The organism is Kitasatospora sp. NPDC034035 (assembly GCF_055575755.1).
Window position 1 is genome coordinate 20095 of record NZ_JBVISA010000028.1, and the last position, 19806, is coordinate 39900.

A 19806-nucleotide genomic window follows, 5' to 3' on the forward strand; every position below is an offset into this window, starting at 1 on the left:
CAACTGGGACGGCAATGGTGCGCGCTGTCGCCCGCCCCGACCTGGCGGTGCCGGTCTGGCCTGAGCTGACCGCCACCGGGCCCGATCACTTACCAGCGTGGACGCGATGGCTGCGCACTGTCTGGTCCGACGAGCAGCTCGCCGAGGCGCTCGGGCAGGCCAGCGCGGCTCTCGCCTGCCAGGTCGAGGCGCTGTGCTCCGCTACTGCCCCGGACGCGCGGGACACACGGCGGGCGGTGCTGTCCACCGCCCGCTACCTGCTGCGCGCCACCGCCAGGCCGACACCGTTCGCCCTGTTCGCTGGCGTGCAGGCCACCACGTTCGCCCCCAACTCCCAGTTTCGCTGGGGAGAGCAGCACCAAGCCCTCGCTCGCGCCGGGGCCGAGTGGCTCGCTCTAGTGATCACCCAACTGGAGGACTGCCCGCAGTTGCTGACCCGGCTGGAAGTAGTGGCCAACTCCAACGCGGCGGTGCGCGGTGATCGCCTGGTGGTCCCGCATCAGCCTGTACTGCGGCCTGACGGCACTACGGGCGCCGCCGAAGTGTCCGTACGCCACACCGACGCGGTGCGCTTCGCCGTTCGGGCCGCGCAAACCCCTGTGCGTGTCGAGGATCTGGCGGCGAAGCTTCGTGTGGAGTTCCCCGACACAGCGCCCGCCCGGATCACGGCTGCGCTCACAGAGCTGGTGGCCAGCCGAGTCCTGATCACCAGCCTGCATGCTCCGGCCACTGAGCCGGACGCTCTGGGGCACCTACTGGCCGCCTTGGAAGTGGCTGGTGCAGACGCCGTCCACCAGGTCGCGGCTGTTGTCGCCGGCCTCCGCACCGTCCACGCCGAACTCGCCGCCCACAACAAGGCCCCCGACACGGACCGGCGACGCCGTACCGCGCACACGATGAGCCAGCTGGCCGCGACTAAACGGCGTCCGCTGGCCGTCGACCTGCGATTGGACGCCGACCTGGTCCTTCCCAAGGCGGTCGCCCGGGAGGCGGCGCACGCCGCCGACCTCCTCGCGCGCCTGAGCGCCTTCCCGTACGGAGTGGCCGCATGGCGGGAATACCACCAACGGTTCTACGAGCGCTACGGCCGGGGATCCCTGGTGCCGCTGCTCGACATGGTCGCCGACAGCGGAATCGGCTGGCCCGACGGTTATCCAGGCACCACCCAGGCCGCTGATCAGCCCCGTTTCTCCGAACGCGACGCACTTCTCTCCGAGCTCGCCCAACGAGCCGCCCTCGAGGACCACCGCGAGGTCGAACTGGACGAAGTCCTGCTCGCATCCCTTTCGCTGGGGCCCGCCGAGCCGCGCCTGCCTGCACACTTGGAGATCGGGGCCCGGCTTCACGCCGGCAGTCAGCAGGCTCTTCAGCGCGGTGAGTTCCGACTGGAGGTCCTATCCGTCTCACGCGCCGCCGGCGTCTCCGTCGGCCGGTTCCTGCCGCTGCTGGAGCCCGAGCAGCGTACGGCGCTGACATCCGCCCTCGCCGGGCTGCCGACTATGGACGTCGACACCGTCACCGCCCAGCTTTCCTACCCCCCGTTGGATCCGGCGACCGCCCATGTCACCCGCACCGTGCCGACCGGCCAGCTCCTCATCAGCCTCGCTGAACACCGGCTCCCCGCTGCCGGCGTGCTCTTCCCCCGCGACCTGGCGGTGGGCTGCGACGGACGCCGCATGTACCTGGCCGCCCCCGACCTTGGCGTACGGATCGAGGCTGCTGGCACGAACGCGCTGAACCTTCGCACCCACACGCCACCGATGGCCCGGCTGTTGACCGAACTCTCCCGTGCCCAGTGCGCCCAGGTGACCGCCTTCTCCTGGGGCGCCGCCCGCAGCTTGCCGTTCCTGCCGCGCCTTCGGCACGGCCGGGTCATCCTCTCCCCTGCAACCTGGCGGCTGACCGCCCGCGAGCTGCCCACCGCTGACGCCCCTTGGGACACCTGGCTGCAGGCCCTGACCTACTGGCTTGCGCGCCGCTGCGTTCCACACCGCGTCCACCTGGTCGAGGGCGACCAGCACCTGCCGCTCTACCTCAACCATCCGGGCCACCGGGCCCTGCTGCGTGCCCACCTCGCGCAGAAGCCGGTGGCCGTGCTCGCCGAGGCGCCGCGGCCTGGTGATGCCGGCTGGGCTGGGGGCCGCGCCCATGAGATCGTCGTGCCGCTGACCGCGACCCGCCCAGCTATCTGGCCGCGCCTACCCAAACCGACCCGGGCCCGCGTCCTCGCCCGGGGCCACGGCGACAACCCGGGCACCTCCCGGGTGCTGCTCGCCAGCCTCTACGGCAACCTCGAACGCCAGGACACCATCCTCACAGGCCACTTGCCCGACCTACTTCAGCGCCTGGACTCGCCGCCGTGGTGGTTCGTGCGCTTCCGCGACCCCCAGCAGCACCTTCGCCTGCGGATCGCCCTGGACGATCCGGCCGACTTCGGCACCGCCACCCAGACGGTCAGCACCTGGGCCGCCGAGCTGCGCCAGGCCGGTCTGCTGGCCGAAGTCCGGTATCCCGCCTCGTTCCCTGAGACCGGCCGCTGGGGCGACGGACCCGCCTGGAACTCGGCCGAAGAGGTGTTCCGCGCGGACTCCCGCGCCCTCCTCACCCACCTCGCCCAGCCTCACCGGCCCAAGCGGCTCGCGCTGCTGGCCGCCCACGCGGTGGCAATCGCCTGCGCGTTCAGCGACGGGATGCACGCCGGCCTGCGCTGGCTCGTCGCCAACGTCCCCGCCAAGGCCCCGGCACCGATCCCGCGTCCCTTGTTCGTCCAGGCCGTGCGCCTCGCCGACCCCGCCGACAACTGGGCGCCCCTACGTGCCGAGCCCACCGGCGCAGCCATCGTCGACGCCTGGGGCGAACGGGACCGGGCATTGGCCGCCTACCGCCGCCACTTCCCCGGACCCCACACCAGGGGCGTAGACGTGGACGACGTACTCGGCTCCCTGCTGCATGTCTCCTATGTCCGTGCCCACCGGATCGACTTCGACGATGAGGCCCACGTCCTCTACCTGGCCAGGGCCGTCGCCCTCGCCCGGCTCGCCAAGGACGGTGCACGATGACGCACCGCGCGTTGGAGATGGCCAGCGTGATAGCCGACCGCCTCGCCGACCCCAGCAACCTGCCTGCCGTCTCGACGACCCATCCGCAGTGGCGCCAATCGTTGGCCCACGGCGCTCCGGGCATCGCGCTGCTCCACATCGAGCGGGCCGCCGCCGGCCTCGGCGCCTGGCAACGCGTCCACGACTGGCTGCGGTTCACCACGAGCGCGCCGATCACCAGCGGCCCGGACAGCTACCTGCACTACGGTGCACCTGCCGTCGCCCATGCCCTCGCGAGTGCTGCCCGAGCCCGCCCCGGCACCTACACGCGCGCCCTGGCTGGCCTCGATCAGATCGTCGCGGCCGACGCGACGCGACGCGTCGCGTCCGCCCACGCGCGCATCGATCGCGGCGACTGCGGTGCCCTGGCCGAGTTCGACGCCATCCGGGGCTTGGCCGGCCTCGGTGCCCACCTGCTGCGCCGTGATCCCGACGGCCCCGCGTTCCGCAAAGTCCTCTCCTACCTGGTCCGCCTGACCGAGCCGCTCGAACGTAACGGCGCCCTGCTGCCCGGCTGGTGGGCGGCGAGCGGGCCATCCGGCCGCGCGGATGACCGGTTCGCCGGTGGTCACGCCAACAATGGGATGGCGCACGGGATCGGCGGCCCGCTCGCCCTGCTCGCCCTCGCTCTGATGCACGGGGTGAAGGTCGACGGGCAACTGGAGGCGATCGACCGTGTCGTGTGCTGGCTGGACCGGTGGCGGGCGGGCACGCGGTGGCCGTACTGGGTCATCCGCGAGGAGCTCGACTCCGGCCGAGCCGCGGGGCCGAACGCGCAACGGCCGAGCTGGTGCTACGGCAGCGCTGGACTCGCCCGCGCCCAACAGCTCGCAGCCCACGCGGTCGGCGACCCTGACCGCCAGCGTGACGCGGAAACCGCCCTCATCAAAGCTCTTTCGGACCCGGCGGCGCTCGCGGCGACGACGGACGTCTCGCTGTGCCACGGGTACGCCGGCCTCGCGCACATCGCCCACCGCGCGGCAGCTGACGCCATGCCATCGACAGCCTCGCAGCTTCGAACCGTCGCCTCGACCCTGTTGGACGCCCTAAGCCCGGTCGGCGCTGATCCAGCCCAACAGACGACCACCGTGCTGGACGCAGCCGGTCCGGCCTTCCTCGAAGGCGCCGCCGGCACCGCGCTCGCCGTGATCACGCCCGCAACCGGCACGGCCCCGCTCTCCGGCTGGGACGCCTGCCTGCTCATCGCCTGACCGCTGACCGACCCGATGTGAGGACACCCTTGATGAACCGTTGGATCCAGCACGAGATTCGGTTTCGTGACGGCCGGAGCGCCGAGCACGTCGCCGCCCACCGCCTGGCTCCGGCGCTGACTGCCGCGAAGAGTGACCTTTCGCTGGACGGCTGGTGGTACATGCGCAAGAACCCGTTCAAGCTGCGGTATCGCGCCGAAGTTCCGGTGCCCTCCATCACCGGACTCCTTGACAGCCTCACCGCCGAAGGCCTGATCACTGGGTGGACAAACGGCATCTACGAACCGGAGACCGCCGCGTTCGGCGGCGAGCGCGGCATGGAGGTCGCCCACGAGCTGTTCCACCACGACAGCCGCTACCTCCTCGCCCGCGCCGCCCCCGCTGGCGCACCGACTCTAGGCCGGCGCGAGACCACCGTTCTGCTCACTGGCGTAATGCTTCGCGCCGCCGGCCTCGACTGGTACGAGCAGGGCGCCGTATGGGACCTGTTCGCCAAACTCCGCCCCGAACCCGCCGCCGCCGACCCCGAACGGGAGGCCGTTTGGGCCCGGGCGATGCTGCGGCTGATGACCGTCGACACGCGGCGGCTCACCAGCTCCGCCGGTCCGCTCCAAGGACAGGACGAGTGGGTCAGCGCCTTCGAGAGCGCCGGCCAGTCCCTGGCGCAGCTCGCCCGCCACGACTGCCTCACCCGGGGACTGCGGGCCGTTCTGGCCCACCACCTGCTCTTCCACGCCAACCGCGCCGGGATCTCCACCGCGGACCAATCCTCCATGGCCGCACTGGCGTTGGAAGCCGTCTTCCACTCCGGCGGGGACCTCGTGTCCTCGCAGCCCACCATCCGCTCAACCACTAGGGTCGCCCAAGTGACTACTCTCAGCGATGACCAGTCCCAGTCCTCCGAGCAGCTGCGCACCGCACTGACCGCCCGCCTGCGCGAGCAGAAGGTGATCACCACCGACGCCGTCGAGAACGCCTTCCGCACCGTGCCCCGCGAGCACTTCCTGCCCGGCTTTCCGCTGGAGACGGCCTACGCCGACAACCCCACCTACACCAAGACCGACGGCTCCGGCACCCAGATCTCCGCCGCCTCCCAGCCGTGGATCGTCGCCCTGATGCTCGAACAGCTCGCCGCCAAGCCCGGTGAGCGCGTCTTCGAGTCCGGCGCGGGCACCGGCGTCAACGCCGCCTACCTGGGCACCATGGTCGGCCCCGACGGCCGGGTCGTAACGGTGGACGTGGACGACGACCTCGTCGACGGCGCCCGCAAGCACCTCGTGGACGCGGGCATCACCAACGTCGAGGTCGTCCTCGGCGACGGCGCCCTCGGCCATGAGGCCGGCGCCCCCTACGACAAGGTCATGGCCACCGTCAGCACCGCCGAGATGCCGACCGCCTGGCTCCAGCAGGTCAAGCCGACCGGTCGGATCGTGGTGCCACTGCGGCTGCGCGGCACCGCCAGCCGCTCCATCGCCTTCAAGCGTGGCGAGAGCGGGTGGGTATCGGTCGACAGCCAGCTCGCGGTGTTCATGCCGCTGCGCGGCAGCATGGACGACGCGCGCCGCACCCTCGCCCTCACCGAGCAGGACGACGTGACGCTGCAGGTCCACAAGGACCAGGTCGACGCGGTCGACGCCGGTGCCCTGCTCGGTGTCCTCGACTCCGAGCGCCGCGAGCGATGGACCGGAGTGAACATCCCCGCCGGAACGACCTACGAGTACATGGACCTGTGGCTGGCCTGCGCGCTGCCCAACTCCCTGATGCGCATGAGCGTCGGCGACGGTGCGCAGGAGCGCGGTGTCTCCCGCATGTTCGGGTGGGGTTCCATGGCGGCCGTGGACGGCGCCTCCCTTGCCTACCTCACCATCCGTCCCGCCGAGCCCGGCGAGGACGGCCGCAAGGCGTACGAGACCGGCGTCATCGGCCACGGCCCCAACGGCGCGGAACTCGCCGACCTGGTCTCGCAGGAGATCCGCACCTGGGACAGCGGCTTCCGCGACCGCTCCGTCCGCTTCGAACTCCCCGACACCCCGGCCGCCGCCGACCCGGCCGCCGGCCGCTTCGTCCTGGAACGCCCCCACCACCCCATCACCGTCAGCTGGGAGTGACCTCGTGCACCCGACCGGGCCGATAGCCCAGCGGTTCCCGCTGGTCGCCCGGATCCGGCCCGCGTGCCTGCCCCTTGAGGCCCGCCTCGGCAAGCTCAGCGAGCTTGCCGAGGCGGGCACCCGGCAGGACGACCCGGGCCTGGCATCCACCGTCTTCAACCAGGCCGCCCTGCTCGCCTCCGACCTCGCGCTACCTGGCCTCGCCCGCGAACTGTGCCACCGGCACGCCGACCTCTACCTAAGGCTCGGCCCACTGCCGGCGATGAGCGCGATCCGCGGCCTGGAACCGATCGTCAACCTCGCCCGCCTGCACATCAGGGCCGGACGCGGAAGCGAGGGTCACCAACTGCTCCTGTCCCTGTATGACGCCATCGCCACCGGCACCAGCACTGTCCTCGACGGCGTCACCGTGCCTGCCCGCCTCACCGAGACCGACGCCCAACGCGCCGAGGTGCGCGCATGGCTGTGGCGGGTCATGCTTGCCGACGGCACCCGGGCCCTCACCTGCTCCGGCCTCTGGGAGGAAGCCCTCCGACACCTCAACAACTACCGCGGCGTGGGCACCCGGATCCTCGACGGCCGCCAGGTCGCCGTTCTCGCCCGCGCCACCACCGGCGACCTCGACGGCGCTCTCGCGCTCCTCGCGGATACCGAGCCGGGCGACCCCTGGGAGGACGCGGTCACCGCTGTCCTCACCGCCCTGTGCACACCCGGCGGCCGACAGGAAGCCGCCGCCGCTCTCGACCACTGCCAACGCCTGGGGACCGGCCCCGGCCTCGCGGTGTTCACCACCCGGCTGCTACTGACCGCCATCGACGCGGCCGGCGGGACCACCGGCGAGGCCGCCCGGAGCCTCGCACAGTCCCTGATCATCCGTTCGAGGGAATCGGACGACGGATACGCGGCCCGCGACCTCCTCGCCCACTCCACCTACAACGACCTGCTGACCCCGGCCGAGGCCAGCTCCCTCCGCGCGGTGGTTAGGGCATGCGCGCTGGGCGCCGGCCATCTCTCAGCCGTCGGCCGGGCCCGGTTGGAGGAGGCCCTCGCAGAGGCTGCCAGGGTGCTCGAAAAGGCCCCGCTCGACCGGAGCGCGCCCGGACCCGACCCACTTGAATGAACCATTCGAAGGCCCATCGAACTGATCCGGCCCTCCGTCACCCCGGGTGAGCCCAGCGAGTGACTGCCTAGTCGATTGCTCCGGCCCGTCTGGACGGTCAAGGTCCGCCCCCTCACCAGCCGCGTAGGACGTCACCACCCCGACGGACGCCGTAAGCCGCCAGGAGCAGACCACCGACACGCTGGCGAGACGTCTCCTCCAGCCTCCTCGACCCCACCATCACGGTGCAGATCACGCCTGGACCGCCTCAGAGTCTTCCTCCCGTGTCCGTCTCGCCGACGGGTCGGACCCAGGAGGGTTCCACGCAGCCGAGCGGAAGGAGGAAGTTCGAAGCCGGAAAGGCCCTCTATTCGGATCGGCCCTGCGGCTGCAAGCTGATGCGCCTGCGCTCTCCGGACCTGAACCACGTCCCCAGCGGACGAGTTCACGGACCAGAGCGCGCGGGAGAAAGCGCTTCTTCGAACCACCCGGCCGGCAACAGCCGCTCGGTGCCGTTCCACGACAAGGAGTGACCCACGTGAGCACCAACGACGACCTGCTGATCGGCGTCGAGAACCTCATCACTGTGCAGGACCGGTTCTCGGCCGAGGCGGCCGAGTCCGACCCCACCGGCACGTCGGCAGGCGACGACGGCGACAACCGCGACGGACTGAACCTGCCGCAGGAGTAGTCGGCACGTGCACCACGGGGCCCCGCGCGCCGTTGCGGGGCCCCGCTCCTCAGCCCTCAATTCAGTCGACGGAGGTACACATGGACCACCGGTTCGTGAACGCGATCGAGAAGGCCCTCGGATGGGACGGCCCCGCCGTCCTCGGAAGCCGGTTCACGAGGGGCAACATCGCCGACCTGGACATGCTCGACCAGCTCCTGAACCCGAAGAAGCTGCTCGACCTGGTCATGCGCCGCAGCCTCAACGCTCCACAGTTCCGCATGTTCCAGAGCGGCTCAGAACTCCATCCCAGCCGATACATCCAGCCCTCGGTAACCCGGCGCGGGCAGGCTATCCCGATCGCCGACATGCGGCGCGTGGCTGAGCTCCTCTGCTCCGGTGCGACCCTCGTCCTGGACGAAGTGGACTTCTTCGACCCGGCGATGGAAGCGACCTGCCGCGCCCTCCAGTGGTGGTGCCACGAACTCGTCCAGGTCAACGCTTACCTGACGACGCAGGATGCGTCCGGATTCAACCTGCATTGGGACGATCACGACGTGATCATCGTCCAACTCGCAGGCGAGAAGTCCTGGGAGGTACGCGGGGCCTCCAGGACAGCACCTATGTATAGGGACGCGGCCCCGAACTCCGAGCCCAGCGAGCAGAGCGTGTGGGCGGGCACAATGATGCCCGGCGACGTCATGCACATCCCCCGCGGATACTGGCACCACGCCACTCGGAACGACTGCGGCGAGGGCTACAGCCTGCATGTGACGTTCGGCATCGTGAAGCGCACCGGCGTCAACTGGCTGACGTGGCTAGCCGACCAGTCCCGCACCCTCGAAGAGTTCCGCTTTGACCTCGACCGGTGGTCCAGCCCCGAGCAGTGGACGGCACAGCAGGGCCGGCTCGCACAGGTCGTGGCCGAAAAGGCTGCCACGCTGACCCCCGAGGACTTTCTGGCATTCCGCGAGCGCGAGCGCCCCAGTGCCCGCCACGTCCCCGCCATCGGCGTCTTCGGCAAGCCCGAAGCGATCGTGTGTGTCACCGACTTCCCGCCAATCGTCAAGCCGACTGCCGACACCGTGGAAGTCATCGCCGCCGGCAGGAAGATCACGCTTGCCGCGAAGGCGCTGCCCGCGCTGCACCTCATGTTGAGCGGTCACCCGGTGAACCTCGCGCAGGCCGCTGCCGACACCGGCGTCGACACCGAACGCCTGGCCGAAATTCTTGTCGAGGAGGAACTGTGCACCGAGCTGACCCCGGAGTTGTCCTCGGCCTTTACCGGTCTGGTCACGACCGACAGCTCCTCGAAGACGCGCTGAGTCTCGGTGTCCGAGCTATCGACACCGCCGCCAATTACCTCGACTTCACCTCGCACCGTACGCTCGCGCACCTGGCCGCCGACCTGCTACCGGAGTTCACGATCTCGACCAAGGTCGGGTTCCACCGCTCCGGCCACTCGCTGAACCCGGCCGCGCTCTACGAGTCGGTGGAGCGCTCAGTCACCGACCTCGGGCGGGCCCCCGACGTCGTACTCCTTCACAACCCGGAACACACCCTAGGCCGCCGCTCCCCCGACGAAGGGCGGGAGATCCTGGCCGCAGCGTGCCAAGCTCTGGAGGACGCCACGAAGGCGGGCCTCTGCGAGCGGTGGGGGTTCTCCATCTGGAACCCCCACCCACTCCTGCCGCTCATCAACCCCACCGCGCCGATCCCCAAAGTCCTGATGACTCGTGCCGGCCTGCTGGTAGATGCCGACACCCTCGCGGCCATCGAGACACTGTCGGCCGTTCTGGCCATCGACCCCAGCGACCGCTGGGGCATGGCGCCCTTTGGCGGCGACACCACCTTGGAGGTCTGGAAGGCATTCGACACCCGGACGTTCCTCGGCGAAGGCGACGAGTGCACCACCGTGCAGGCGGCTTTCCGCGTGTCCTACGAGATCCCCAAGGTAGCCAGGATCGCCGTGGGCACCAGCTCTCCTTCCCACTTGCGAGCCCTCGTCGAGGCCACAACACTGGGCGTCGACCTCGCAGTGGTCAGCCGGTACCGGGCGTTGCTGAACGAACGGGCTGCAGCACGTTCATGAGGACAGCTCAGCGATCAGTCGGCCCGACGACTCCTGAGCGGGCTCCGTGAACGGCATCTTCTTGCCGCTCCGTGCGTGTGCCCGCAGGACGTTCGCGCAGAACAGCAACTGCGCCACCTTCCCCGAGCGGGACTGAAGGTCCTCCGCAAACTCCCGTTGGACGCGGCCGGCAACCTCGGGCACTCCCAGAGAGAATCCCCAGAGCGTCGCCGCGTCCAACCCACGCGGCCCCCGACCCCAGTCCTCCCAGTCCAACAGGCACAGCTCCGGGGCGGTGACGTTGCCCCAATGAAGATCCCCATGGGCGGTGGTCCACTCACCGACAGCGGTGTTCACCGTCTCCCCGAACACCTCAGCGATACGCCGGCTCAGGTGGTCCTGCGACATGCAGACGCGCTCCGTGCGATGTCCGGCGAGCGCGCCGAGCGAGCTAGCCAAGTCCTTCCACCAGGCGTCCGCGAGCCCCGAGTCGTCGGTGATGCTGCCCGAGGCGCTAATGATCGGGGCAGTAATGAGCGTCATCTCCTCCGCCCGCCAGACCACGCCGCGCTCGCGGTCCTGCCAGCGAAACGCCCGCATCAACTCCGGCTTCGCCACACTCGTCAGCACCGACGCGCATTCGGTACCTGTCCAGGACTGCCCATGAATCTCGTCCGCCGACCGCCACTGCAGCCGAAGCCAGGTGCCCTGATCGGTGCGAAAGCCCGCCGTCCCCCCGTGGTTACCGTAGACACCTGACGACCGGTCCAGACCAAGCTCGAGTGCCCGCTCAACCAGACCGAGCACATCATCATGCGGATGCTGCCGAAGGTCCGTCATCGAGCCCACAAGGGTCTCCTCACATGCCGATTTGGGACTACCACAGTACGGCCATGGCTGTGATCCACGTGCCGATGTGGCCCACACAAGCTACTGAACTTAATCGGGCGATGCCGGGTGATTGCCTGACACCTGATGGATGCGTCCGGTAGATATGTGCGCGTGAACGACTCCACACCTCCCGAGGACGGCGAGCTTACTTCCTTCGCCAAGGCGAAGAACTGGTGCAAGAAGCACGAGCCCCAGCTCCGCGCCGCCGGCGCCGTGGGTCTGGCCGTGGGCCTGATCGTGGTCCGCCATCTCGCCCAGAGGCGGGACGCCGAGACGTACGCCGTCGAGACGTACGAAGTCGAGGACATTGCGGCTTCCAAACCGGTTTCCGTCACCGAAACCACGGGCGACTCTCGACCGTCCCCCACCCCCCACGTGCGGAAGCTTCGCGAGGGTTGGAACGCCAGCGAGGAAAAGAAGGCGCAGTACAAGGCGGAGACAGGGGACGACCTCGCACCGGGTACCACATGGGTCCACCCCTCGAAGGACGAGACCCCCGGCGAAGCCGCAGCCTGAGCACAAAGTTTTTCTTTTAGACCCGCTGGAGGCTGCTGGTGCACGAGAGAGCAGCTCGGATGGACCATCACGGGCCACGGCAGGTCGGTAGATTCCTGCCATGACTGACGGCGAGAAGTACCTGGAGAAGAGCCAGTTGTCCGGGCGGATGGGGAAGGCCGCCGAGTACTTGGTGGCGGCGTCGTCCATCCTCGCCACGAACGGTGAGCTGAACGTCTCCACCTCGCTGGTCGACGATGAGGGCGTGGACCTGGTCTTTCACCGCCGCGGGAGCACGGCGACCCTGGCGGTACAGGTAAAGGCGCGAATGTCGACCGGCGTGCAGGTCCAGCAAGGCAAGGTCATGGGCTTCGTGCGAGCACAGACGTTTCAGCCGCGGGCCGACCTCGACATGCTGTTCATCGTAGTGGACATCGAGCAGGGGGCGATCACGACAGCCTGGCTGGTACCGAGCATCACGTTTACCGAGCTGGTGACTGAGGCGAACAGCCGGGGACGCTACCGGTTCTCGGCGTCCATGAAGCAGGGCTCCAGGGACCAGTGGAGCCCGTTCCGCCTGACCGCGCCGGAGCTCCCCAAGCGCATCCTCGCCCGACTCACCGAGTTGGAGACGGGCACGGTGCCGCACCTCGGACTGGCCGGAGAGCATTGACGGACAAGCGGCTACGCGGATGGCTGTTGGGTGCGGGTGCCGCAGAGCCGTTGGCTGCCTCGGGCCTAACGAAGAGGACGGTCGACCGCGCCCGAGTGATGGCGACACGCAGAAGCCGGCGCTGTCTCCGAGTGCGCTCGGCGTCCCATTGGGGGTCAAGTAGCCGGCCAGCTCTCATCACCGCGCGATCTGCAGCCCCCGACTTCGACAGTTGGCGGGCACACGATGGCTCGGCAGCCCGGTGACCTGCGAGGACGCGCCTGCGGGTGTGTGCCCGCACGCCGCGGCCGGGGCCGCGACCTGCCCGGATTGCGTCAGGAGCCAGCCCTGCGGGGTTGCCGAGCCATGACGATTCATCCTGATCTGTGACGGTTCGTCATGCTGCCCACGGCAAAGCAATGGCGGCAAACCGGGGGCGCTGCCGTCGCGCGGGCATGCGAGATCAACCCCGTTGCCGCAGGTCAGTCGCACGGCGAAGCCCGTGTGCCCGCCAACTGTCGAAGTCGGGCAGCCGCGCCGAGAGCAATGCCCGATTCTACGTCGACGGGGGCCAGGTCGGGGCAGCCTCAGCCTGTCCCGACCCTCGACCCCTCGAGCGACCGACTCCGGTGATCCAAGCCCTGGTCGCAGGTCGCTCACCAAGATCATCCTGGGGGACTTTTCGGGGACTTTCCGCTCTGTCAGGGGGAGTTTCCGGGGACTTTTTGCCGCGTAACACGGCAAGCCCCCGAAAGATCGGAAAGGGCCTCCGACGCAGGTCAGAGGCCCTTCCGGGGGCAAAGCCCCTGGTACGGCGGATGGAGCCGGCCTGTACGCCGGGAACAGTCTCTTTACGAGCAGCAACCTACGGAAACGTCGTTCCCGGCGGTCCGATCGCCCACGTGATCGCCACACCTTCGGCGACCGCCACTCACTTGGCCTCTTCAGCGTCATCCTCGAACTGCAGCGGGGACCTGGACGTCTGCGGTCTCATCAAAGAGGACGGCTTCGAGCGCCTTCCGGTTTTGCGCTGCAGCGCCAAGGCAGGGTGAGACCCGACTGTTCTGCTCGGACGGAGGCAACCTGCAACTTCTCCAGCGGCTCCTCGGCCGTCGTGAGGGTCTCGTCAGACGGTGGTGGTGCAGACGAATCCGAGGTCGGCCAGGCCCTCGCTCTGGCACAGCCGGTCGGATGCGCCTCCGGCAGCTGTCTGCAAGAGCTGGTAGTCGGCGCCGTGCGCCTTGCCCCAGTGCATCGCCGCGCGCCACAGGAGCCGCCCGAGGCCGAGGCTGCGGTATTCCGGCAGAACACCGAAGTACTGCGGGAGGAGTCGTCGCCTGCCGATGGGGTCGGCCATGGTCTCCATGGGGCCGATTGCGCCTACTACGCGCTCGTCCTGGACAGCGACCAGCACGGGGCCGACGCTGTCGATTCGGGAGTGCAGGAACACGAAGCCCTCGCCGGCCAGCTTCTCGGCGAACTCGGGGAAGGTGGTCCGGATGGCTTCCGGCTGTTGGCCGAGGTCCTCGATCCCGTCGACGGCTGGTGCGGCCTGGTCGAAGGTACGCAGCTGTACGCGGGTAGAGGCGGCCACTGGGTCGGCGGCGTCCTGGAACCACACCACACGGGCTTTAGGCGCGTCGCGCCCGGCGGCGAGCTTGGCGGCCAACTCCTCGGCCTCCTGCCGGTGCTCGCGGGCGCCGTAGAGATGAACGCGCAGAATGCCGCGACCGCTGATGGTGGGGATCAGCGTGCGGGCCTGGTCCTGAACGACGGCATCCACCAGGACATGCTCGTCCTTGTGGTCGGACCACCGCCGGTCCTTGTCGTGTGGCAGGAATTCTCCGGTGCCAGCGACGGCGAACACGTCGGCCAGAAGTTCAGCGGAAACAGCTTCGGGGTGGAGCGGCCCGAGCGTCGGAAAATATGGGACGCACATCACGGGGCGCAGCAAGTCCCAGCGCAGATCCATACCCGCACCCTACTCGCCAGCCCCGCACGGCTCAGGCCCCGACGCGGAGAGCGCCGGGGCCTGAGCGTTACTGATCAGGTGCGATCAGCAGGTGGTTCAGTGGGGGTTGTCGTCGCCCGCGTTGCACGAGCACTTCACGCTGTCCATGACCTCGTCCAGGTCGCCGACGGCGATGATCTCGGTGACGGGCGGGGTCGGGGCCGCGATCGGCCGCGTGAGGTACGGCAGGCGCTGGGCCGGGCCGTCGTCCGGGAACGGACGCCTCGGGGAGAATTCGACAGCTACAGCGGTCATGTCACCCTGCTTTCTTGATCCCGTGCTGGCAGTAACTTGCGAGTGGTGCCTTCGCCTCCTGGTAGTGCTTGGCCAGCGGCCGGCACACGGTGCACGCGCCGGAGAGCTGGCAGCCGGAGCATCCACCGGTGCGAAGCATGAGGCGGTCGGCGATGGCGCCGAGCCGGGCGAGGCCGTTGATCCCCTCGGCGGGGAGGCTGATCTGGTCGTCACGGCCGATCTTGCAGATGGACACCAGCCCGTGTGGGTCGGTGTGGAAGAAGTTGTGTCCGGCGTTGCAGCCGCCGAACGGCTTGCGCATCCGCAGGTGCTCCTTGGACTGCGCGGTCAGCGACTCCGCCCCGCCGTAGATCGTCGGGGTCATGTTGGTGAAGACGTTGCACTCCAGCCCCCAGCCTTCACACAGGTCGATCATCGCCTGTTCCTCGGTGGCGTTGTCCTCGGTGACGATGATGCTCATCCGCAGCGGCAGCTTGGCCCGGCGGCCGGCATTCATGCCCTGGATGAACAGGTCCCAGGCGCCCTGCCGCTGGGTCAGCTCGTCGTAGCTGGCCTTGGTCGCCCCGTACATCGACACCGTGACCCGGTAGGGCGGGCACTCGCGGAACATCTCCAGCAGGTTCTCCCGCCACAGCAACGAGGCATTGGTGGAGACGGTGATCATCATGCCCAGCTCGAACGCGCGGCGATACGAGGGCATGAAGTCCCGGTCCACGGTGGGCTCGCCCGCGGTGATCTGGAGCCAGAGGACACCGGCCTCGGCCATGATGCCCAGGCAGGTGAGCTTGTCCGCGAGCGGCATGCCCGAGTTGACCTTGAGCCCGAGATAGCAGTGCTTGCACTTGTAGTTGCAGCCGAGGTTGATCTCCCAACTGGCCCGCGAATAGCCCCAGGCGGAGGGCTCGCGGACCAGCAGGACGTCACCCGCAGGACGACCGGTCAGGTCCAGGTCGGCCCACTGGGCGCGCACCGCGTCCGCGAGCCACGAGGGAGCGGCCTGAGCGGGGTTGTGGGCGCGCAGATCCTCGTAGCTGGCCTGCGGGAGCCGGAGACCACCCCGGCCACCGGGGCGCACCAACAGGTATTCGTCCAGGAACGGACTGGCGATCAGGTCATGCACGTGTTCCCTCCTTCGCTGAGCGGTATTCGGTAGCTGTGATGCCGTGCTGGCCCACCTGCCGCAGTGCGTTTGGTGGGGTCAACCGATCTCGGCCCAAACCCATTTGCCGAATGGGGCTTCGTCGACGCCCCAGCGGTTGGCGGTGCTGTCGACGAGGCCCATGCCGCGCCCGGACGTCTCGGTGACCCCGGTCTTGATGACCACGGGCAGGGTGCGTGACGAATCGCGGACCGCCAGTCGAAGCCGGTCACCGTCCAGGCCGAGTGCGACACACAGCCGGGTGCAACCGGTATGCCGGGCTGCGTTGCCGACCAGTTCCGAGACGATCAGCCGAGCATCTTCCAGCAGATCGAGACGGCCCCAATCGGTCAGCTTCTCCTGGACCAGGCGCCGGGCACTCCTCGCCGACTCGGGGGCGCAGGGCATGTGCCGCATGCAGCGGCGGCGCTGCATGGCGGGCGCGTCAAGTGCGGTGGCCACCAAGGCGGTGTCGGCCTGGGTCGGGCCGTGCTTTGTGCGCAGCAGCGTCATCCTCGTCGTCACGGCGGCCTCCGGTAGTCAGGGGCCGCCCGGCGCTCTTCCATGGAGCCGAGGGGGATCGGTGATTCCTCGCGCCGGGCGGCTGTTAGTTATTGAACGGCGCGGGCATGCCGTAGGAGAGGGGCCACGAAGGGGTGCATTTTCCAGCAGGGGGCCGCCAGCGGGGCCAGAATTGATGCCCTGTCAGCTTCGATCGAGAGGCCACTTGTGAGCAGTGTCAGCCCGGACGGGATCGGCCGACTGCTGCGGGAGATCCGCGAGGCGTATCCGAAGAAGACACGCGCCGAGCAGGCAGAGTTAGTCGCCGCCGCAAGTGGCGAGTGGTGCGATTGGGAGACCATCAAGCGGTGGGAAACCGAGAAGCGAATTCCGCAGAAACCCTCGTACCAGGGGATCGCCGACGCCTACGGTCTGACCGTGGGCCAGGTGGCCGAGGCCGCCGCCGCCTCCCGGCGGTACCGGAGTGAGCGCAGCACGAAGGGCAACAGCGTGGACAGGCGGAAGTTCATTGGAGCAGGGATAGGAGCAGCCACCGGCCTCGTCGCGCTGCCCGGCATCGCACAGGCCCACGAGGGGATCACCGCAGCGCTCAGGCCATCCGGAGAGGGTGATCTCGCCTACCTGGAGTCGGCGTTCGAGCGGCACCGGGGCGGCTACCGTGGCCGGGCACCGGAGGCGGTGCTGGCCGAGATGATGGGTGATCTCGATCTGCTGGGAGAGGTGCTGAACCGACCTCACCCGGCGCGCACCCGTGCGGACCTCGCCCGGACGGCGGCAGGCATCGCGGGCTTGGTGGCCATCGTCCAGCACGACCGCGGTGACCAGCGCGACGCCTACCGCTGGTTCGGCACCGCCGAGCAGGCCGCGCGGGAGTCCGGTGATCAGCGGATGATCGCGTGGGTGCTGGCCCGGCGCGCCATGGTCCCGCTCAACTACGGCGCTCCTGGGGCGGCCGCTCGGATCGCCGAGCAGGCCCGGCGGGAAGCGGGGAACGGCCCGACGGCGGCCGGAGCGCTCGCTGCGGCCGTCACCGCGAGGGCTCTGGCAGCCTCCGGCGACCTCGAAGGGGCCCGGCGGGCGGTGGACGACACGCGGAATCTGGCGGAGCGCCTGGACGGCGCCGAGGCGGCCGACACCTGGTTCGGCCACCCCGAGCAGAAGCACCACCTGCACCTGTCGCAGGCGTACACACTGCTGGGCGACACGGGCAGCGCTTTCCAGGCACAGGAGGACGCCCTGGCGCTCACGGACTCTCCGTCGGTAATGGCGCGAGCCCTCCTGGCAGTGGACACCGCCGCATGCCTCCGCGTCGACGGCGACCCGACCGGTGCGGCCGAGATGGCGTCCGGGGTGTGGGAGCGGCTGCCGGCCGCCTACCGTGAGGGTCTGATCCGATCCCGCACCGAGACGCTGCATCGCCAGCTCACCGGTCGGCCGTACGCGCTGCTCGGGGAGGCGCTGGCCAGCTAGCTACAACGAGGTCACCGGGGGCTCTTGGACGGCTGCTTCGACCGTTCCCGCCGCCACGCGATCGCCCACACAGCACCCAGAAACACAGGCCGCAATAGGCACGAAGAGTCAGCAAGCGGCTACAGCTCTTCGAGACATGAAAAGGCCCCCTGACCTGTGAAGTTGCAGATCAGGGGGCCTTCTCAAACCGGCGACGGAAGAGTCGGCCTGTACGCCGGGTTCTGTCTCCCGGGTTGCTTGCGCGGCCCGGGGAGGCGGCCATCCATCTAGGGCTGCCGTTGCCGACAGCCTCGTGCGGTCTACCCGCGGACTCGGGCGAGCAGCCTTCAATCGTCCGCGCACGGCGCCCGAGGGCGCCGATCCTGACCTTGCTCCAGGTGGGGTTTACCTAGCCGGCCGGGTCACCCCGGTCGCTGGTGGTCTCTTACACCACCGTTTCACCCTTACCCACCACGAAAGCGGTGGGCGGTCTGTTTTCTGTGGCACTGTCCCGCGGGTCACCCCGGGTGGGCGTTACCCACCACCCTGCTCTGTGGAGCCCGGACGTTCCTCGGCGGGTCTGGTGACCCGTCGCGACCGCCCGGCCGACTCTTCCGCCGTAGTGGTCATCGTAGCCGCTCGGGCGGCGCCTCCCGTACATCGGACCGGACGGCCGGGGGCTCGCCGCCGAGGCGGGCGGCCACCCGGGCGGCCGTCGCGCTCGCCCAGGCGGTGGTGGTGGCCAGGCCGAGGAGGAGGATCGCGCCGCCGAGGCCGACCAGGATCCACCAGCCGGCGTGGCTGGCCGCGGCGAAGCCGGTCGCGACCGGGCCGACCACGGCCGAGGTGACGACCGTGCCGATCACCGCGACGCCCAGGGACTGGCCGATCTGACGGCTGGTCGAGGCGACCGCGGCCGCCACGCCCGCCTGGGCGCGCGGCATGCCGGAGACGGCGGCGTTGGTGATCGGCGCGTTGACCATGCCGAAGCCGAAGCCGAACAGCGCGTAGGCGACCAGCAGCAGCGCCGCCGGGGAGTCGGCGGAGAGCCGGGTGAGCAGCACCCCGCTCGCGGCGAGGCCGAGCCCGGCCGCGACCAGCGGCAGCCGCGGGCCCCGGCTGCCGACGATCCGTCCGGACAGCGGCGCGCAGACCAGCATCAGCCCGGCCATCGGCAGCGTCCACAGGCCGGCCTCGACCGGGCCGTAGTGCCGGACGTTCTGCAGGTAGAGGGTGTTGAGGAAGAGGAAGCCGCCGAGGGCGGCGAAGGCGCAGACCGCGGTGACGGTCGCCCCGGCGAACGGAGCGCTGGCGAAGAACCGCGGGTCCACCAGCGGCTCGGCCACCCGCCGCTCCCACAGCGGGAAGGCGACCAGCGCGGCCACGGCGGCCGCGGCGAGCGCGAGGATCAGCGGGGAGGTCCAGCCGTTGCCCGGGCCCTCGATGATCGCGGCGGTGCCGCAGCCGAGCAGCACGACCATCAGCAACTGCCCCACCGGGTCGAGTCGGCGCGGCCGGGGCGAGCGGGACTCCGGGACGTAGCGGGCCGTCAGCACGATGGCGGCCAGCGCGACCGGGACGTTGATCAGGAAGATCGACGGCCAGCCCGCGCCGTCCACCAGGAAGCCGCCGAGCAGCGGGCCGAGCGCCATCGAGATCCCGACCACGCCGCCCCAGACGCCGATCGCCTGGGCCCGCTCCTTCGGATCGGTGAAGGTGTTGGTGATGATCGACATCGCCACCGGGTTGAGCATCGAGCCGCCCACCGCCTGCAGCGCCCGGAACGCCACCAGCCACTCCAGGCTCGGCGCCAGGCTGCACAGCAGCGAGCCGAGCGCGAAGCACACCAGCCCGGTCTGGAACACCCGGCGGCGGCCGAACCGGTCGGCCACCGAGCCGAACAGCATCAGCAGCGAGGCCAGCACCAGGGTGTAGGCGTCGATGATCCACTGCAGCCCGGACGCCGGGGCGTTCAGGTCCCGCTGGATCGCGGGCAGGGCGATGTTCACCACCGTGTTGTCCAGGCCCACGATGAACAGGCTCAGACAGCAGATCGCCAGGACGAGCAGACGGCGGCGGCGCCCGGACGCGGGCGCGGGCGCGAGGGTGGAGGACTGGGGGGCATCAAGCACGCAC

General features: G+C 69.7%; 16 protein-coding genes and 1 other RNA gene. 10 read left to right on the top strand and 7 right to left on the bottom strand.

All coding sequences use genetic code 11. The features are described from left to right. Nucleotides 1-14: 14 nt before the first annotated feature. The 7 genes from ACZ52J_RS31535 to ACZ52J_RS31565 all read left to right on the top strand — a co-directional run bounded on the left by ACZ52J_RS31535 (nucleotide 15) and on the right by ACZ52J_RS31565 (nucleotide 10278). On the top strand, nucleotides 15-3059 hold the full coding sequence (locus ACZ52J_RS31535) for a lantibiotic dehydratase (protein ID WP_465623601.1): 3045 nt from the start codon (nucleotides 15-17) through the stop codon (nucleotides 3057-3059). Then, nucleotides 3056-4309: a lanthionine synthetase C family protein gene (locus ACZ52J_RS31540; RefSeq protein ID WP_465623602.1), complete on the top strand. Its 1254-nt coding sequence runs from the start codon at nucleotides 3056-3058 to the stop codon at nucleotides 4307-4309. Before ACZ52J_RS31535 ends, ACZ52J_RS31540 begins: the two co-directional genes overlap by 4 nt. A 32-nt stretch (nucleotides 4310-4341) precedes the next feature. Then, nucleotides 4342-6417, top strand: a complete 2076-nt coding sequence (gene fxlM, locus ACZ52J_RS31545; RefSeq protein WP_465623603.1) for a methyltransferase, FxLD system — start codon at nucleotides 4342-4344, stop codon at nucleotides 6415-6417. 4 nt (nucleotides 6418-6421) lie between these two features. After that, on the top strand, nucleotides 6422-7537 hold the full coding sequence (locus ACZ52J_RS31550; protein ID WP_465623605.1) for a hypothetical protein: 1116 nt from the start codon (nucleotides 6422-6424) through the stop codon (nucleotides 7535-7537). Nucleotides 7538-8054: 517 nt separating this feature from the next. Further along, on the top strand, nucleotides 8055-8207 hold the full coding sequence (locus ACZ52J_RS31555; protein ID WP_465623606.1) for a hypothetical protein: 153 nt from the start codon (nucleotides 8055-8057) through the stop codon (nucleotides 8205-8207). 80 nt (nucleotides 8208-8287) lie between these two features. Then, nucleotides 8288-9511 carry a JmjC domain-containing protein gene (locus ACZ52J_RS31560; RefSeq protein ID WP_465623608.1) on the top strand — a complete coding sequence of 408 codons (1224 nt, stop codon included), beginning with the start codon at nucleotides 8288-8290 and terminating at the stop codon, nucleotides 9509-9511. Continuing rightward, complete coding sequence (locus tag ACZ52J_RS31565) at nucleotides 9433-10278, top strand: aldo/keto reductase (RefSeq protein ID WP_465623610.1); 846 nt, start codon at nucleotides 9433-9435, stop codon at nucleotides 10276-10278. The genes ACZ52J_RS31560 and ACZ52J_RS31565 overlap by 79 nt, the downstream gene beginning before the upstream one ends. Here the strand turns inward: ACZ52J_RS31565 and ACZ52J_RS31570 are convergent. Further along, a complete protein-coding gene (locus ACZ52J_RS31570; protein ID WP_465623720.1) occupies nucleotides 10273-11097 on the bottom strand; it encodes a phosphotransferase in 825 nt (274 codons plus the stop codon). The two genes, ACZ52J_RS31565 and ACZ52J_RS31570, sit on opposite strands and share 6 nt — an antisense overlap. A 162-nt stretch (nucleotides 11098-11259) precedes the next feature. On the opposite strand from ACZ52J_RS31570, the gene ACZ52J_RS31575 reads away from it, so the two are divergent. Next, nucleotides 11260-11664, top strand: coding sequence for a hypothetical protein (locus ACZ52J_RS31575; protein ID WP_465623612.1), 405 nt, complete (start codon nucleotides 11260-11262; stop codon nucleotides 11662-11664). A gap of 100 nt (nucleotides 11665-11764) precedes the next feature. Beyond that, the gene (locus ACZ52J_RS31580; RefSeq protein WP_465623613.1) at nucleotides 11765-12316 is read left to right on the top strand and encodes a hypothetical protein; all 552 of its coding nucleotides are present in this window, start codon (nucleotides 11765-11767) and stop codon (nucleotides 12314-12316) included. Between the two features lie 1105 nt (nucleotides 12317-13421). On the opposite strand, the gene ACZ52J_RS31585 is transcribed toward ACZ52J_RS31580, so the two are convergent. The 4 genes from ACZ52J_RS31585 to ACZ52J_RS31600 form a co-directional block, all read right to left on the bottom strand. Then, a complete protein-coding gene (locus tag ACZ52J_RS31585) occupies nucleotides 13422-14267 on the bottom strand; it encodes a GNAT family N-acetyltransferase (protein WP_465623614.1) in 846 nt (281 codons plus the stop codon). 96 nt (nucleotides 14268-14363) lie between these two features. Next, nucleotides 14364-14561, bottom strand: a complete 198-nt coding sequence (locus ACZ52J_RS31590; RefSeq protein ID WP_465623616.1) for a hypothetical protein — start codon at nucleotides 14559-14561, stop codon at nucleotides 14364-14366. Between the two features lies 1 nt (nucleotide 14562). After that, nucleotides 14563-15681: a radical SAM protein gene (locus ACZ52J_RS31595; RefSeq protein ID WP_465623617.1), complete on the bottom strand. Its 1119-nt coding sequence runs from the start codon at nucleotides 15679-15681 to the stop codon at nucleotides 14563-14565. A 78-nt stretch (nucleotides 15682-15759) separates the two neighbouring features. Next, nucleotides 15760-16224, bottom strand: a complete 465-nt coding sequence (locus ACZ52J_RS31600; RefSeq protein ID WP_465623619.1) for an ATP-binding protein — start codon at nucleotides 16222-16224, stop codon at nucleotides 15760-15762. Nucleotides 16225-16428: 204 nt separating this feature from the next. Here ACZ52J_RS31600 and ACZ52J_RS31605 point away from each other — a divergent pair, with 204 nt between their 5' ends. Further along, the gene (locus ACZ52J_RS31605) at nucleotides 16429-17691 is read left to right on the top strand and encodes a transcriptional regulator (RefSeq protein WP_465623620.1); all 1263 of its coding nucleotides are present in this window, start codon (nucleotides 16429-16431) and stop codon (nucleotides 17689-17691) included. A gap of 194 nt (nucleotides 17692-17885) precedes the next feature. Here the strand turns inward: ACZ52J_RS31605 and rnpB are convergent. After that, nucleotides 17886-18283, bottom strand: an RNA gene (gene rnpB / locus ACZ52J_RS31610) — RNase P RNA component class A. Between the two features lie 13 nt (nucleotides 18284-18296). Continuing rightward, entirely contained in the window at nucleotides 18297-19802 is a 1506-nt protein-coding gene (locus ACZ52J_RS31615; RefSeq protein ID WP_465623621.1) for an MFS transporter, read from the bottom strand. Nucleotides 19803-19806: the final 4 nt, after the last annotated feature.

Excerpts from the sequence above, each read along its gene's own strand:
- ACZ52J_RS31535 (WP_465623601.1), top strand. The coding sequence starts at position 15 with ATGGTGCGCGCTGTCGCCCGCCCCGACCTGGCGGTGCCGGTCTGGCCT.
- ACZ52J_RS31540 (WP_465623602.1), top strand. The coding sequence starts at position 3,056 with ATGACGCACCGCGCGTTGGAGATGGCCAGCGTGATAGCCGACCGCCTC.
- fxlM (WP_465623603.1), top strand. The coding sequence starts at position 4,342 with ATGAACCGTTGGATCCAGCACGAGATTCGGTTTCGTGACGGCCGGAGC.
- ACZ52J_RS31560 (WP_465623608.1), top strand. The coding sequence starts at position 8,288 with ATGGACCACCGGTTCGTGAACGCGATCGAGAAGGCCCTCGGATGGGAC.
- ACZ52J_RS31570 (WP_465623720.1), bottom strand. The coding sequence starts at position 11,097 with ATGACGGACCTTCGGCAGCATCCGCATGATGATGTGCTCGGTCTGGTT.
- ACZ52J_RS31580 (WP_465623613.1), top strand. The coding sequence starts at position 11,765 with ATGACTGACGGCGAGAAGTACCTGGAGAAGAGCCAGTTGTCCGGGCGG.
- ACZ52J_RS31585 (WP_465623614.1), bottom strand. The coding sequence starts at position 14,267 with ATGGATCTGCGCTGGGACTTGCTGCGCCCCGTGATGTGCGTCCCATAT.
- ACZ52J_RS31590 (WP_465623616.1), bottom strand. The coding sequence starts at position 14,561 with ATGACCGCTGTAGCTGTCGAATTCTCCCCGAGGCGTCCGTTCCCGGAC.